Origin of the sequence: Rhodococcus sp. SG20037 (genome assembly GCF_031763325.1) — a bacterium.
GTDB lineage: Bacteria > Actinomycetota > Actinomycetes > Mycobacteriales > Mycobacteriaceae > Rhodococcus_F > Rhodococcus_F qingshengii.
The window spans coordinates 4,097,640-4,112,536 of sequence record NZ_CP134497.1 but is presented as its reverse complement, the minus strand read 5'-3'; the positions used below and the strand labels follow the sequence as shown (position 1 = coordinate 4,112,536).

The window sequence follows — 14,897 nt, the reverse complement described above, 5'->3', positions numbered from 1 at the left end:
CACATGACCGCAGCAGTAACCGAAAACAACGGGGCAGGTTCGGCTTCGGCCGTAGCCGGCCGCGTCGTGCGGGTCATCGGTCCCGTCGTGGACGTTGAATTCCCGCGTGGCGCTGTTCCTGAACTGTTCAACGCCCTGAACGCCGAGATCACGCTTCCCTCGGTCGCCAAGACGCTGACGCTCGAGGTTGCACAGCACCTCGGTGACAACCTGGTCCGCACCGTCTCCATGCAGCCCACCGACGGCCTCGTCCGCGGCACTGCAGTGACCGACTCGGGCAAGCCGATCTCGGTTCCCGTCGGTGACGTCGTCAAGGGCCACGTGTTCAACGCCCTGGGCGATTGCCTCGACACCCCCGGCCTCGGCCGCGACGGCGAGCAGTGGGGCATCCACCGCAAGCCACCAGCCTTCGATCAGCTCGAAGGTAAGACCGAGATCCTCGAGACCGGCATCAAGGTCATCGACCTTCTCACCCCGTACGTCAAGGGTGGAAAGATCGGCCTGTTCGGTGGCGCCGGCGTCGGCAAGACCGTTCTGATCCAGGAAATGATCACGCGTATCGCTCGCGAGTTCTCGGGCACCTCGGTGTTCGCAGGCGTCGGTGAGCGTACCCGTGAGGGCACCGACCTCCACCTGGAAATGGAAGAGATGGGCGTCCTCCAGGACACCGCCCTTGTCTTCGGCCAGATGGACGAGCCGCCCGGAACGCGTATGCGCGTCGCCCTGTCCGCACTGACGATGGCGGAGTACTTCCGCGACGTCCAGGGCCAGGACGTTCTGCTGTTCATCGACAACATCTTCCGCTTCACGCAGGCAGGCTCCGAGGTTTCCACCCTCCTCGGCCGTATGCCTTCGGCAGTGGGCTACCAGCCCACGCTGGCGGACGAGATGGGTGAGCTCCAGGAGCGCATCACCTCGACTCGCGGTCGCTCGATCACCTCGCTGCAGGCTATTTACGTGCCCGCCGACGACTACACCGACCCCGCGCCGGCTACGACGTTCGCGCACCTCGATGCCACCACCGAGCTTTCGCGCCCGATTTCGCAGATGGGTATCTACCCCGCTGTGGATCCGCTGAGCTCGACCTCCCGCATCCTGGAGCCCGGCATCGTCGGTGCCGAGCACTTCCGCGTTGCCAACGAGGTCAAGCGCATTCTGCAGAAGTACAAGGAACTGCAGGACATCATCGCCATCCTCGGTATGGACGAGCTTCAGGAAGAGGACAAGGTCCTCGTCGGCCGCGCCCGTCGTATCCAGAAGTTCCTCGGCCAGAACTTCATCGTTGCCGAGAAGTTCACCGGTGAGCCCGGCTCCGTCGTGCCGCTCCGCGACACGATCGAAGCCTTCGACCGCGTCTGCAAGGGCGAGTTCGATCACCTGCCCGAGCAGGCATTCAACAGCTGCGGTGGACTCGACGACGTCGAGGCTGCAGCCAAGAAGATGGCCGGGAAGTAGTCCACGATGGCTGAGATGACCGTAGAACTCGTTGCCGTCGAGCAGCGCTTGTGGTCTGGTTCGGCGACGCTGGTCAGCGCTCAGACCACCGAGGGTGAAATCGGAATCATGCCTGGGCATGAGCCGGTCCTCGGCCAGCTGATCGAGGGCGGAACCGTGTCGATCACCTCGGTCGACGGCGAGCGTATCGTTGCTGCGGTACACGGAGGATTTCTCTCCGTCACTGCGACGACGGTGACGATCCTTGCCGAGTCCGCGGACATGGCACAGGACATCGACGTCGAGGCAGCCAAGGCTGTCTTGGCCGAGAACTCGGGCGACCTCGAAGCGATTGCGGTCGCCAAGGGTCAGCTCCGGGCCGTCGAGCGCGCGTAAGTTACTCGAGTAAAGCCGCGACGGGAGCCGACGAACAGTGACATTCGGAATGACTGTGTTGATCATTCTGGTTGTGCTGCTCGCGGTTCTCGTCGCGGCTTTTCTGTATCGTCTGCTGGTTCTGCGTCGCGGCGGTACCGCTGCACTGCTTCGTGTTCTGCCATCTCCGGGGGACAGCGGGTGGCGTCACGGAATCATTCGCTACGGCGAAAGCACCTTTGTCTTTTTCAAACTGTCGAGTCTGCGGCCGGGCCCGGACTCCAGGATCGATCGTCAAGGTATCGAGGTCGAGAGCCGTCGTTCTCCCTCGGGTACCGAATTCGACATCATGAGCGACGACATCGTCGTGGTCAAGGTCAATGACGGCTCGTCGGCCTACGAAATCGCTTTGGACAGTGGAGCATTGACAGCGTTCCTGTCCTGGGTGGAATCGCGGCCGGACGGGCGCGCCCGTAGGCGACGCACCGCCTGACCGGTCCCGCTCAAGCCCCGGCGCCGGGCTTCCAGAGCACGTCACCTTCAGGATTTGCCACTCTTCCCATGATGAAGAGCAGATCCGACAATCTGTTGAGGTATTTCGCGGGGAGCATGCTCGTGTCTTCCGGGTTCGCATCGATGGCGGACCAAGCCGCACGCTCCGCACGCCGCGAGACGGTTCTTGCTACGTGAAGCAGGGCCCCCAAGGCGGTACCGCCCGGCAGAATGAACGAATTCAACGGTGCCAGTTGCTCATTGAGCTCATCGCACCATCCTTCGAGTCGATCGATGTAGGACTGAGTCACTCGTAGCGGCGGGTACTTCGGGTTCTCGACCACGGGGGTGGACAAGTCGGCCCCTGCGTCGAAAAGGTCGTTCTGGATCTGGCGCAGCATTGCGAGGAGATTCTCCGGGGGAGTGCCGAGGGCAACGGCCACACCGATCGCTGCATTGGTCTCGTCGCAATCCGCGTATGCGATCAGACGCGGATCGTTCTTGGACACGCGGGAAAAATCGCTGAGGCCCGTGGTCCCGTCGTCGCCGGTCCGGGTGTAGATCTTCGTCAGGTGAACAGACATAGGGCTACGGTACCGGCGCGGTGCCGACGAGGTTGTGGCTCTAGGCTGTGAACCGTGAGTGAGCACTTTCTTGTGACCGGGGGTAACCGCCTCGAAGGTGAAGTACTGGTGGGAGGGGCCAAGAACAGTGTGCTGAAGCTGATGGCCGCGGCGCTGTTGGCCGAAGGCACCACTGTCGTGACCAACTGCCCGGACATTCTCGACGTACCGCTGATGGCGGACGTTCTGCGAGGTCTGGGCTGCGAAGTCGAACTCGAAGATTCCGAAGTGCGGATCACGACGCCGGCCGAGCCGAAGTATCACGCTGACTTCGATGCGGTGAAACAGTTCCGAGCGTCAGTGTGTGTTCTCGGTCCGCTGGTCGCGCGTTGTCGACGCGCTGTTGTTGCCTTGCCTGGCGGTGACGCCATCGGTTCGAGGCCCCTCGACATGCACCAATCCGGGCTCCGCCTGTTGGGTGCGCGCAGCGAGATCGAACACGGATGTGTAGTTGCCGAGGCAGACGACCTGCATGGAGCGAACATCCGCCTGGTCTTCCCGTCTGTGGGTGCAACCGAGAACATCTTGATGGCAGCGGTCCTCGCCCGTGGTGAGACAGTGATCGACAACGCTGCACGTGAGCCCGAGATCGTGGATCTGTGCAACATGCTCAACGAGATGGGCGCCAAGGTATCTGGCGGCGGAAGTTCGACGCTCACCATTCAAGGCGTCCGCAAGTTGGAACCGACTACGCACCGTGTCATCGGCGATCGGATCGTCGCTGCAACGTGGGGTGTCGCGGCATCCATGACCAGGGGTGACGTCCGCGTTCGTGGGGTGAACCACAAGCATCTCGGACTGGTCCTCGACAAGCTTCGGACGGCCGGCGCGGAGGTGACTCCCGAGGTTGACGGTTTCCGCGTCATTCAGCGTGAACGGCCTAAAGCGGTCAATTTCGCAACATTGCCGTACCCCGGATTCCCGACCGACCTGCAGCCGATGGCAATCGGTTTGGCTGCGGTTGCCGAAGGCACGTCGATGATCACCGAGAACGTATTCGAATCGCGTTTCCGATTTGTCGAGGAAATGATCCGACTCGGCGCCGACGCTCGTACTGACGGTCACCATGCGGTGATCCGCGGAGTTCCGGTGTTGTCGAGTGCACCGGTGTGGTCTTCGGACATTCGGGCCGGCGCCGGGCTCGTGCTTGCGGGGTTGGTTGCGGACGGAACCACCGAAGTTCACGATATTTTCCACATCGACCGTGGGTACCCGCGATTCGTCGAGAATCTCCGTGGACTCGGGGGAGTGATCGAGCGGGTGGGCACCGACTAGGTATCGGTGCTCGGCGTCACACTCGGGCCTATTCGCAGTTGGCGGAAAGGCTCAACGGTCTGACCTGGCCTTAATCGGCCAATTCGGTGTAGTGACCAGGCGATTTGTGAATTGATTGAAGGTTCGCGTAACTTATTCCAAGTCAGAGCGACACGGACACCGACTCCCGCTTCACGGCGAGTGACACGAGGTTGTACGAAGTGCCTGACCAAATTTCGAAGTAGTTTCCATCGTGTATGGTTGTTCTTCACCTCCAGTTCTTCCCCAAATGTTCAGCGGTTTGCGCCGATGATCATGATGGGATAGGCTGGAAAAGTTGCCCCGGAGCGGCGGCCATAGGGTCGTGGTGATGGTGTGTGCGTGTTCTTTGAGAACTCAACAGTGTGTCGATGAATGTCAGTGCCAAAATTTTTTTGGTACTTCACATCCGCGAATGATCAACCGCCTCTTGGGGTTTGGTTGGTTTGTGTGTGGTGTGAGTATTTTTCGTCGGTGATTGTTCATTCTTCCGTCTGAATGGTTGCCGACACATTTTTTGCTAGTTGAGTTTTTTGCTAGTGATTTGACTCTTTTTGTCTATGACTGATTAGTGGGCTTGCCCGCGAAATCTAGAGTCTTCAACGGAGAGTTTGATCCTGGCTCAGGACGAACGCTGGCGGCGTGCTTAACACATGCAAGTCGAGCGGTAAGGCCTTTCGGGGTACACGAGCGGCGAACGGGTGAGTAACACGTGGGTGATCTGCCCTGCACTTCGGGATAAGCCTGGGAAACTGGGTCTAATACCGGATATGACCTCCTATCGCATGGTGGGTGGTGGAAAGATTTATCGGTGCAGGATGGGCCCGCGGCCTATCAGCTTGTTGGTGGGGTAATGGCCTACCAAGGCGACGACGGGTAGCCGACCTGAGAGGGTGACCGGCCACACTGGGACTGAGACACGGCCCAGACTCCTACGGGAGGCAGCAGTGGGGAATATTGCACAATGGGCGAAAGCCTGATGCAGCGACGCCGCGTGAGGGATGACGGCCTTCGGGTTGTAAACCTCTTTCAGCAGGGACGAAGCGCAAGTGACGGTACCTGCAGAAGAAGCACCGGCTAACTACGTGCCAGCAGCCGCGGTAATACGTAGGGTGCAAGCGTTGTCCGGAATTACTGGGCGTAAAGAGTTCGTAGGCGGTTTGTCGCGTCGTTTGTGAAAACCAGCAGCTCAACTGCTGGCTTGCAGGCGATACGGGCAGACTTGAGTACTGCAGGGGAGACTGGAATTCCTGGTGTAGCGGTGAAATGCGCAGATATCAGGAGGAACACCGGTGGCGAAGGCGGGTCTCTGGGCAGTAACTGACGCTGAGGAACGAAAGCGTGGGTAGCGAACAGGATTAGATACCCTGGTAGTCCACGCCGTAAACGGTGGGCGCTAGGTGTGGGTTCCTTCCACGGAATCCGTGCCGTAGCTAACGCATTAAGCGCCCCGCCTGGGGAGTACGGCCGCAAGGCTAAAACTCAAAGGAATTGACGGGGGCCCGCACAAGCGGCGGAGCATGTGGATTAATTCGATGCAACGCGAAGAACCTTACCTGGGTTTGACATATACCGGAAAGCTGCAGAGATGTGGCCCCCCTTGTGGTCGGTATACAGGTGGTGCATGGCTGTCGTCAGCTCGTGTCGTGAGATGTTGGGTTAAGTCCCGCAACGAGCGCAACCCCTATCTTATGTTGCCAGCACGTTATGGTGGGGACTCGTAAGAGACTGCCGGGGTCAACTCGGAGGAAGGTGGGGACGACGTCAAGTCATCATGCCCCTTATGTCCAGGGCTTCACACATGCTACAATGGCCAGTACAGAGGGCTGCGAGACCGTGAGGTGGAGCGAATCCCTTAAAGCTGGTCTCAGTTCGGATCGGGGTCTGCAACTCGACCCCGTGAAGTCGGAGTCGCTAGTAATCGCAGATCAGCAACGCTGCGGTGAATACGTTCCCGGGCCTTGTACACACCGCCCGTCACGTCATGAAAGTCGGTAACACCCGAAGCCGGTGGCTTAACCCCTTGTGGGAGGGAGCCGTCGAAGGTGGGATCGGCGATTGGGACGAAGTCGTAACAAGGTAGCCGTACCGGAAGGTGCGGCTGGATCACCTCCTTTCTAAGGAGCATTCTCCAATCCAATATCCACACAGGTGGATGGTTGGTTGGCAGAGCCTGTTTCGGACCCACTTGTGGTCCGGCAGGAGCTCATGGGTGGACGCTGACAAACTTCCTCGCATCACGGCAGATCACATGATCTGCCGGCGAGTGCAATATATCGACATACTGTTGGGTCCTGAGAGAACACGCGAGTGTTTCCTCTCTAGGAAGTAACGACAATGTTCAGGCGCGGTCATACCGCAAGAATTTTTTCTTGTTGGTGTCTGCTTGGAGCCTGAGTGTTGTGTGTTGTTTGAGAACTGCACAGTGGACGCGAGCATCTTTGTTGTAAGTAATGAAGAGCGTACGGTGGATGCCTTGGCACCAGGAGCCGATGAAGGACGTAGGAGGCTGCGATAAGCCTCGGGGAGCTGTCAACCGAGCTGTGATCCGAGGATGTCCGAATGGGGAAACCCAGCACGAGTGATGTCGTGTTACCCGCGCCTGAATATATAGGGCGTGTGGAGGGAACGTGGGGAAGTGAAACATCTCAGTACCCACAGGAAGAGAAAACAACCGTGATTCCGTGAGTAGTGGCGAGCGAAAGCGGAAGAGGCTAAACCATGGGTGTGTGATAGCCGGCAGGTGTTGCATTCGTGGGGTTGTGGGGTTCATTTTGTCAATACTGCCGTGTTGGCCAACAGTAAGAAATCACAGGGTTAGTGGAAGTGGTCTGGAACGGCCTGTCGTAGAGGGTGAGAATCCCGTACACGAAAACTTTGTGACTGTTGTAATGGAAACCCAAGTAGCACCGGGCCCGTGAAATCTGGTGTGAATCTGTCGGGACCACCCGATAAGCCTGAATACTCCCTGGTGACCGATAGCGGACTAGTACCGTGAGGGAAAGGTGAAAAGTACCCCGGGAGGGGAGTGAAATAGTACCTGAAACCGTGCGCTTACAATCCGTCAGAGCCTTCGAGCAGTTTACTGCTGGGGGTGATGGCGTGCCTTTTGAAGAATGAGCCTGCGAGTTAGTGGCATGTCGCGAGGTTAACCCGTGTGGGGTAGCCGTAGCGAAAGCGAGTCCGAATAGGGCGATCGTAGTGGCATGCTCTAGACCCGAAGCGGAGTGATCTACCCATGGCCAGGTTGAAGCGACGGTAAGACGTCGTGGAGGACCGAACCCACTTAGGTTGAAAACTGAGGGGATGAGTTGTGGGTAGGGGTGAAAGGCCAATCAAACTCCGTGATAGCTGGTTCTCCCCGAAATGCATTTAGGTGCAGCGTCGCGTGTTTCTCACCGGAGGTAGAGCTACTGGATGGTCTAGGGGGCCCACAAGCTTACCGAAATCAGCCAAACTCCGAATGCCGGTGAGTGAGAGCGCGGCAGTGAGACTGCGGGCGATAAGGTTCGTAGTCGAGAGGGAAACAGCCCAGATCGCCAGCTAAGGTCCCTAAGCGTGTACTAAGTGGAAAAGGATGTGGGGTCGCGAAGACAACCAGGAGGTTGGCTTAGAAGCAGCCACCCTTGAAAGAGTGCGTAATAGCTCACTGGTCAAGTGATCCTGCGCCGACAATGTAGCGGGGCTCAAGTACACCACCGAAGCTGCGGCATTCACGCAATAGCCCCCAGTTGATCCAAGGATTTTCTGGCAGGTGTGTGGATGGGTAGGGGAGCGTCGTGTGGCCATGGAAGCGGCAGGGTGACCTAGCCGTGGAGGCCACACGAGTGAGAATGCAGGCATGAGTAGCGAAAGACGAGTGAGAAACTCGTCCGCCGAATGACCAAGGGTTCCTGGGCCAGGTTAATCCGCCCAGGGTGAGTCGGGACCTAAGACGAGGCCGACAGGCGTAGCCGATGGACAACGGGTTGATATTCCCGTACCCGTGTGAACGCGCCCATGGTGAATCAGTGATACTAACCATCCTGAAGCCACGAGAAGACCTTCGGGTCTCGAGTTGGTGGATGCATGGGACCTGATCTGGTAGTAGCCAAGCGATGGGGTGACGCAGGAAGGTAGCTGAGCCAGTCAGTGGTAATACTGGTGTAAGCGTGTAGGGCGTGACCTAGGCAAATCCGGGTCGCACATAGCCTGAGACGTGATGCGTAGCCGATTGAGGCGAATTCAGTGATCCTATGCTGCCGAGAAAAGCCTCTAGCGAGCTTTCACACGGCCCGTACCCCAAACCGACACAGGTGGTCAGGTAGAGAATACTAAGGCGATCGAGATAACTATGGTTAAGGAACTCGGCAAAATGCCCCCGTAACTTCGGGAGAAGGGGGGCCCTGTCTGGTGACGACATTTACTGTCTGAGCTGGGTGGGGCCGCAGAGACCAGTGAGAAGCGACTGTTTACTAAAAACACAGGTCCGTGCGAAGTCGTAAGACGATGTATACGGACTGACGCCTGCCCGGTGCTGGAAGGTTAAGAGGACCGGTTAGTTCTTCGGAGCGAAGCTGAGAATTTAAGCCCCAGTAAACGGCGGTGGTAACTATAACCATCCTAAGGTAGCGAAATTCCTTGTCGGGTAAGTTCCGACCTGCACGAATGGCGTAACGACTTCTCAGCTGTCTCAACCGTAGACTCGGCGAAATTGCATTACGAGTAAAGATGCTCGTTACGCGCGGCAGGACGAAAAGACCCCGGGACCTTCACTACAGCTTGGTATTGGTGTTCGGTTCGGTTTGTGTAGGATAGGTGGGAGACTGTGAAGCGGTGACGCCAGTTATCGTGGAGTCGTTGTTGAAATACCACTCTGATCGAATTGGACCTCTAACCTCGGACCATGATCTGGTTCAGGGACAGTGCCTGGTGGGTAGTTTAACTGGGGCGGTTGCCTCCCAAAATGTAACGGAGGCGCCCAAAGGTTCCCTCAGCCTGGTTGGCAATCAGGTGTCGAGTGCAAGTGCACAAGGGAGCTTGACTGTGAGACTGACAGGTCGAGCAGGGACGAAAGTCGGGACTAGTGATCCGGCACCGGCAAGTGGAAGCGGTGTCGCTCAACGGATAAAAGGTACCCCGGGGATAACAGGCTGATCTTCCCCAAGAGTCCATATCGACGGGATGGTTTGGCACCTCGATGTCGGCTCGTCGCATCCTGGGGCTGGAGTAGGTCCCAAGGGTTGGGCTGTTCGCCCATTAAAGCGGCACGCGAGCTGGGTTTAGAACGTCGTGAGACAGTTCGGTCTCTATCCGCCGCGCGCGTTAGAAACTTGAGGAAGGCTGTCCCTAGTACGAGAGGACCGGGACGGACGAACCTCTGGTGTGCCAGTTGTTCCGCCAGGAGCACCGCTGGTTAGCTACGTTCGGAAGGGATAACCGCTGAAAGCATCTAAGCGGGAAGCCTGTTCCAAGATGAGGTTTCTCACCCCCTCGAGGGGGTAAGGCCCCCGGCAGACCACCGGGTTGATAGGCCAGAACTGGAAGTGCAGTAATGCATGCAGGTGACTGGTACTAATAGGCCGAGGACTTACCACAAAGAAGCTACGCGTCCACTGTGCGGTATCTGAAACAACACACAGATACTGATGAGAAACCCTGTTTTCTCCATCCCCCAACACCAGAAACTGGTGTTGACGGGTGGTGAAACCAGGTGATCAGAAGAAGGTTACTGTGACAGTTTCATAGAGTTACGGCGGTCATAGCGAAGGGGAAACGCCCGGTCCCATTCCGAACCCGGAAGCTAAGCCCTTCAGCGCCGATGGTACTGCACTCGACAGGGTGTGGGAGAGTAGGACACCGCCGAACACACATTAGAGAAGCCCCCCAACCAGTACTGGTTGGGGGGCTTTCTCGTACCCAAAACACCCCACCAAAACACCCCCGCCGGCCCCCGACTTCGAGCGAACGGTACGTTCGTCGCCTCAGATCGACCGAACGTACCGTTCACACCATCAAAGGGGCGGGCACTCCGCCGACTCACCACCCCGTCCGGGATCGAGTGAACGACACGCTCACCCTCTTAGACGAGGGGAACGGTACGTTCACACCATCAGGGGCGGGAACACGCCTGAGGACGACAGGCGCTTTGCCCGGATCAGTCGATGCCGTCGGCGGTGGCAGTCGCATACTTCGGCCGGCCGGCCGGCAGATACCTCTGAATCGTCACGCCCTTTGATGTGGCTCGCGATTCGGCCAGCTCGAGTGCGATGTCCGGTCCGGAGTCGGAAAACAGTCGCGTGCCCTGGCCTACCACCACCGGAACGATCAGCAGGATCATCTCGTCGACAAGATCGTTCGCGAGAAGCCAGCGGCACAGGTTGCCACTGCCGTGCACCTGAAGCTCACCGCCGGGTCTGGCTTTCAGTTCGCCGAGAGCGATGGCGGTGTCACCTGAAAGGGCTGTCGTGTTCTTCCATTGCGGATCGGTGAGCGTCGTCGACGCAAGGTACTTGGGCCGCGAATTCAGTGCGCTTGCAATGGGGTTGACGTCGGGATTCTCGAACGCGCCCCAATAGCCGGCGAAGATCTCGTACGTGTGTCGCCCGAACAGGAACGCGTCAGCTCGCTGGTAGACCTGGACGAGATAATCCATGGCTTCGGTGTCCACCAATGGCGCGGACCAGCCGCCCCGCTCGAATCCGCCACGGCGATCTTCGTCCGGACCACCGAGTCCTTGCATCACCCCGTCGAGGGTGACGATGGTAAAGGTTGTCAGTTTCATAGTCGTACCCATCTCCCAGGCGTCGTCGGATTTTCGCTGTGCCGATATAGACCGTCGAGAAGCGGGAAAGTCATCGAGCGAACGTGGCGTTGATCGCCTTGGACCGACCGAACGTGCCGTTCGCTCAGGGGGGGAGGTGGGGTCAGGGCTGAACGGGCACGGAGTCTGACGGGCTGGTCTCGGACTCCAGAGCGTCGCACGGAATCGCGAGCTCGGTCTGTTCGAGGCGGCCGCGAAGGGTGATGTTCTCGGTGATCGACCACTGTGCAGCCTCGGCGCTGTCAGCGGCAGCCACAGCCCGACCGGATGCGGCGACGTTACCCGGAACCGTCTTGGCAACTTCGGACAGTCGCGCCGCTTCGTTGACGGGATCACCGATGACGGTGTACTCGAATCTTTCTCGCGCACCGACGTTCCCGGCTACGGCAACACCTGCGGCGACGCCGATTCCCGCGCTCACTTCCGGAACCTCGGCACGCAGGCGCTGCTGAATCTTGCGGGCAGCGGCGAGTGCGCTGCCGGCGTGATCGTCGAGTGTCGTCGGCGCTCCGAAGATCGCCAGCGCTGCGTCGCCCTCGAACTTGTTGACGAATCCGCCGTGTGCGTCGACCTCGTCGACTATGACGTCGAAGAAACGGTTGAGTAGAGCGACCACCGCCGTAGGGGAGTTGGTGGCCGCGATCGTGGTCGATCCGATGACGTCGACGAAGAGTACGGCAACGTCACGTTCTTCACCGCCGAGTTCCGGGTTTCGGCGAACCGCGTTTGCGGCAACCTCGTGTCCGACGTGGCGCCCGAAGAGGTCGCGTATTCGCTCTCGCTCGCGCAGACCCTCGGCCATGCGATTGAAGCCGGCCTGCAGTAGTCCCAGTTCCGTTCCGTCGTACACGACGACGGACGCGGTGAGGTCGCCACGGGTGACTTGTTCCATTCCTCGTCGCACGGACCGAATGGGGGCCGCGGCGGACCGAATGTTGATGTATGTCAGCCCGAGTCCGACGCACAGAGTGATCCCGCCGATGACGAGGATCGCGGTCGCGAGGGCTTGCCACGAAGCAGGCCGGATGAAGCTGAAGACCGCTACGAGCATCAAACCGGTGACGGGGACTCCGCTTCCGAGCAGCCAGACGAGGATTGTCCGGCCGGTCAGTCCGAGAACGGCAGCCTTGCGGGGTGCTCCGGATTCGAGTGCACGCGCAGCAATCGGGCGGAGTGCGAACTCGCTGAGCAGGTAGCAGAAAGCGCACGTGGTGATACCGCTGAAAGCCACGGTGAACAGAACTTTCGGAATGGTGTCGGGGTCGACGATTCCGTACATGGTCGTGAAGGTGATGAGCGCGGCCGTCCACAGGACGGCTTGCACTCGGGTCAGTCGCCACGGCCCGCGCAGCGCCGCGCGTTGATTCTGCTCTGTCGGTGGGTGATCCTCGGTGGCCCATCGAAGATCCCGCATCAGCCGTTTGGTGCCCCACAGAAGTCCGATGAGAAAGACACACCCGATGAAGACGGGCACGGCAATGAAGTTGATCCATGCGAATTCGGGGTGGATGATCTCGGGTCCGGGAACCACGAATCCGATGAGCACGATCGCCAGTACCGCTCCGATCAGGTTTGTGACCAGGAGGGGCGCGGTGAGTAGTGCCTGGACGCGGATTCGGCGGCGCCTGGGGCTTTCGTCGGTGGATCCGAGCAGCCACGACCCCAGGGGCGCACTCGGGACACGGCTTCGCTGCATAGTGTGTCGAGAGTAGTCGTAAAGATCGCTTAGGGTGGTCCGGTGCGCCTAGTTATTGCTCGTTGCCGTGTCGACTATGTGGGACGCCTGACCTCCCACCTCCCTACCGCAAGACGACTGCTGTTGGTCAAAGCCGACGGCTCGGTCAGTATCCATGCCGACGATCGGGCGTACAAGCCGCTCAACTGGATGAGTCCGCCGTGCTGGTTGGTCGAGACCACCGGGGACGGCGACGACATCCTGTGGGTCGTCACCAACAAGGCGGGCGAGGAACTGCGGATCACTCTCGAAGAGGTCGAGCACGATTCGTCGTATGAACTCGGTCTCGATCCGGGATTGATCAAGGACGGTGTCGAGGCACACCTTCAAGAACTTCTGGCGGAGCATGTCGAGACACTCGGCCCCGGCTACACGTTGGTGCGGCGTGAGTACATGACGGCCATCGGGCCGGTCGATCTTCTGGTCCGAGACGCGGACGGTGCATCGGTGGCGGTGGAGATCAAGCGTCGCGGCGAGATCGACGGCGTCGAGCAGTTGACGCGCTACCTCGAATTGCTCAACCGCGATCCGCTGCTCGCGCCGGTCACGGGAGTTTTTGCAGCGCAACAGATCAAGCCGCAGGCAAAGACTTTGGCCAACGACCGTGGGATCCGTTGCCTGGTCCTTGACTACGAGGCCTTGCGGGGCACCGAAAGCACCGAGTTCCGCCTCTTCTGACGCTGTTTAGACTCGAACCATGCCGCGCCGCAAACCTTCGCCGAAGCAAACCCGTCGAACGGATACTCGGCGTGCTCGGGATTCGAGCGCGGAGTCGGCGTCACCAAGCGGCGTGTTGTTCGGCGGAGCGCTGGTCCGGGAGGAACCCGGGCCGGGCGGTGAAATGTACATGGTCAGGCCGATACCCGGCTCCAACGCGACGAAGTTCTATCGATGCCCCGGTTGTGATCACGACATCAGACCCGGCGTCGCTCACGTGGTGACGTGGCCTTCGGAACCGGGCGGCGCGAACGAGCGTCGACACTGGCACACCGGATGCTGGTCAGGCCGCGGTACGCGCAGCCTGACCAGACGGTGGTCCTGAGCGTCGATCAGTTCCTGGACTGGGCTCGCTGCTCGACGGCGCGGGTGTCGATCTCGGCGGTGTTCGTCTCGTCCGAGTCCTCGAGAACGTCGTCTTCGTCGATACTCGGTTCTGATTTGACCTTATCTGAGTCGACCGGATCTGCGTCGGCCTTCTTGTCTTCGATCTCGAGATCTTCCTCGGCTTCGACGATGACCGGAGCGGGCGGTGCATCGAGGAGTTCGCTCTCCCGGTTGACCGATGCGAGCATGGCCGGAACCGAATCGAGTTGTCCGCGAATGCCCAAGAGCTGAGCCAGGATTCGGCCTCGGAGAACGCGCAGTTCTTCGGTGAGTTCCTTCGCGTGAGCGATCTTGCGCTCGGACTGATCAGTGGCGGCCTGCAGCCTGCGCTGAGCCTCGTGCGACGCATCGGCGAGTCGACGCTCGGCCTCTGCTTTGCTCGACGACTCCAGCTCGTTGACGGCGGCGACGACCTTGGCGCGGCGCTCCGACATCGAGATGTCGAAGTCTTCGCGGATCTGAGTGCGCTTGGCCTCGGACTCGGCAGCCAGTCGATCCCGCTCGGCCTGCGCGGCTTCGACGATCCGGGCGGCTTCGGTACGGGCCTGTGCCATGGTCTGCTCGTGCATGGTTTCCATCGCGTTGCGACGGTCCTCGAGTTCGGCGATCAGCGACTCGTAGTGACCACGAAGGCGGGCGCCGTCCTGTTCGGCGATGGAGGTCATCTCGGCTGCGTCGGCCTCGGCCTTCGCGCGCACCTCCGAGGCCTCGTCGGAGGCAAGGCGCAGCATGCGGCTGATGCGATCGCTCATGCCCTCCGCAGTGGTGGGCGGTACCGAGAGGCGGTCTACGTCCTTGCGGAGGTCGTCGATGTCGTCGCGTGCATCGTCGAGCTGCTTGGCGAGGTCACGGGCCTGCGCAGCGGCAGCATCACGATCAGCCGCGGTAACTCGCAGCTCCGCGTCGAATCGCTCGAAGTAGTTACGTACCTCGTCGCGGTCGTATCCCTTCCGTGCGATCTGGAACGGAAGTTGGATCGAACCGCGGTCCTGCTCGTATGCCATGGCGACAATCTACCTGGCATACGAGCTGGAGTCGG

General features: G+C 59.8%; 10 protein-coding genes and 3 rRNA genes. 9 read left to right on the top strand and 4 right to left on the bottom strand.

Translation table 11 applies throughout. The features are described 5' to 3' along the window. Nucleotides 1-3: 3 nt before the first annotated feature. Genes atpD through RHP72_RS18790 form a run of 3 tightly spaced genes read left to right on the top strand, consistent with a single transcriptional unit; the run spans nt 4 to nt 2,302 of the window. Complete coding sequence (atpD, locus tag RHP72_RS18800) at nt 4-1,455, top strand: F0F1 ATP synthase subunit beta (RefSeq protein WP_003941349.1); 1,452 nt, start codon at nt 4-6, stop codon at nt 1,453-1,455. 6 nt (nt 1,456-1,461) lie between these two features. After that, the gene (locus RHP72_RS18795) at nt 1,462-1,830 is read left to right on the top strand and encodes a F0F1 ATP synthase subunit epsilon (RefSeq protein WP_003941287.1); all 369 of its coding nucleotides are present in this window, start codon (nt 1,462-1,464) and stop codon (nt 1,828-1,830) included. Nucleotides 1,831-1,879: 49 nt separating this feature from the next. Continuing rightward, nucleotides 1,880-2,302 carry a DUF2550 domain-containing protein gene (locus tag RHP72_RS18790; RefSeq protein ID WP_029255703.1) on the top strand — a complete coding sequence of 141 codons (423 nt, stop codon included), beginning with the start codon at nt 1,880-1,882 and terminating at the stop codon, nt 2,300-2,302. 10 nt (nt 2,303-2,312) lie between these two features. Here RHP72_RS18790 and RHP72_RS18785 read toward each other — a convergent pair whose 3' ends face one another. Next, a complete protein-coding gene (locus tag RHP72_RS18785; RefSeq protein WP_311093681.1) occupies nt 2,313-2,885 on the bottom strand; it encodes a cob(I)yrinic acid a,c-diamide adenosyltransferase in 573 nt (190 codons plus the stop codon). Between the two features lie 54 nt (nt 2,886-2,939). On the opposite strand from RHP72_RS18785, the gene murA reads away from it, so the two are divergent. The 4 genes from murA (at nt 2,940) to rrf (ending at nt 10,064) form a co-directional block, all read left to right on the top strand. Next, nucleotides 2,940-4,199, top strand: coding sequence for a UDP-N-acetylglucosamine 1-carboxyvinyltransferase (gene murA / locus RHP72_RS18780; RefSeq protein ID WP_030537339.1), 1,260 nt, complete (start codon nt 2,940-2,942; stop codon nt 4,197-4,199). Nucleotides 4,200-4,816: 617 nt separating this feature from the next. Continuing rightward, nucleotides 4,817-6,334: ribosomal RNA gene (locus RHP72_RS18775) — 16S ribosomal RNA — on the top strand. Nucleotides 6,335-6,661: 327 nt separating this feature from the next. Further along, nucleotides 6,662-9,794, top strand: a 23S ribosomal RNA gene (locus RHP72_RS18770). 153 nt (nt 9,795-9,947) lie between these two features. After that, nucleotides 9,948-10,064: ribosomal RNA gene (gene rrf, locus RHP72_RS18765) — 5S ribosomal RNA — on the top strand. The 16S, 23S and 5S rRNA genes sit together here, the layout of an rRNA operon. A gap of 289 nt (nt 10,065-10,353) precedes the next feature. Here rrf and RHP72_RS18760 read toward each other — a convergent pair. Both RHP72_RS18760 and RHP72_RS18755 read right to left on the bottom strand, forming a co-directional pair. Next, on the bottom strand, nt 10,354-10,980 hold the full coding sequence (locus RHP72_RS18760; RefSeq protein WP_283377281.1) for a dihydrofolate reductase family protein: 627 nt from the start codon (nt 10,978-10,980) through the stop codon (nt 10,354-10,356). A gap of 142 nt (nt 10,981-11,122) precedes the next feature. Next, complete coding sequence (locus RHP72_RS18755) at nt 11,123-12,715, bottom strand: adenylate/guanylate cyclase domain-containing protein (protein ID WP_118606755.1); 1,593 nt, start codon at nt 12,713-12,715, stop codon at nt 11,123-11,125. Nucleotides 12,716-12,757: 42 nt separating this feature from the next. On the opposite strand from RHP72_RS18755, the gene nucS reads away from it, so the two are divergent. Continuing rightward, the gene (gene nucS, locus RHP72_RS18750; RefSeq protein WP_007733244.1) at nt 12,758-13,432 is read left to right on the top strand and encodes an endonuclease NucS; all 675 of its coding nucleotides are present in this window, start codon (nt 12,758-12,760) and stop codon (nt 13,430-13,432) included. Nucleotides 13,433-13,451: 19 nt separating this feature from the next. Next, nucleotides 13,452-13,796 (top strand): hypothetical protein, encoded by a 345-nt coding sequence (locus RHP72_RS18745; protein WP_054828484.1) that lies wholly within the window; start codon nt 13,452-13,454, stop codon nt 13,794-13,796. A gap of 7 nt (nt 13,797-13,803) precedes the next feature. On the opposite strand, the gene RHP72_RS18740 is transcribed toward RHP72_RS18745, so the two are convergent. Further along, the gene (locus RHP72_RS18740; RefSeq protein WP_042452411.1) at nt 13,804-14,862 is read right to left on the bottom strand and encodes a hypothetical protein; all 1,059 of its coding nucleotides are present in this window, start codon (nt 14,860-14,862) and stop codon (nt 13,804-13,806) included. Nucleotides 14,863-14,897: the final 35 nt, after the last annotated feature.

Coding starts and splice junctions, on each gene's coding strand:
- atpD (WP_003941349.1), top strand. CDS start 4: ATGACCGCAGCAGTAACCGAAAACAACGGGGCAGGTTCGGCTTCGGCC.
- RHP72_RS18795 (WP_003941287.1), top strand. CDS start 1,462: ATGGCTGAGATGACCGTAGAACTCGTTGCCGTCGAGCAGCGCTTGTGG.
- RHP72_RS18790 (WP_029255703.1), top strand. CDS start 1,880: ATGACTGTGTTGATCATTCTGGTTGTGCTGCTCGCGGTTCTCGTCGCG.
- RHP72_RS18785 (WP_311093681.1), bottom strand. CDS start 2,885: ATGTCTGTTCACCTGACGAAGATCTACACCCGGACCGGCGACGACGGG.
- RHP72_RS18760 (WP_283377281.1), bottom strand. CDS start 10,980: ATGAAACTGACAACCTTTACCATCGTCACCCTCGACGGGGTGATGCAA.
- RHP72_RS18755 (WP_118606755.1), bottom strand. CDS start 12,715: ATGCAGCGAAGCCGTGTCCCGAGTGCGCCCCTGGGGTCGTGGCTGCTC.
- RHP72_RS18745 (WP_054828484.1), top strand. CDS start 13,452: ATGCCGCGCCGCAAACCTTCGCCGAAGCAAACCCGTCGAACGGATACT.
- RHP72_RS18740 (WP_042452411.1), bottom strand. CDS start 14,862: ATGGCATACGAGCAGGACCGCGGTTCGATCCAACTTCCGTTCCAGATC.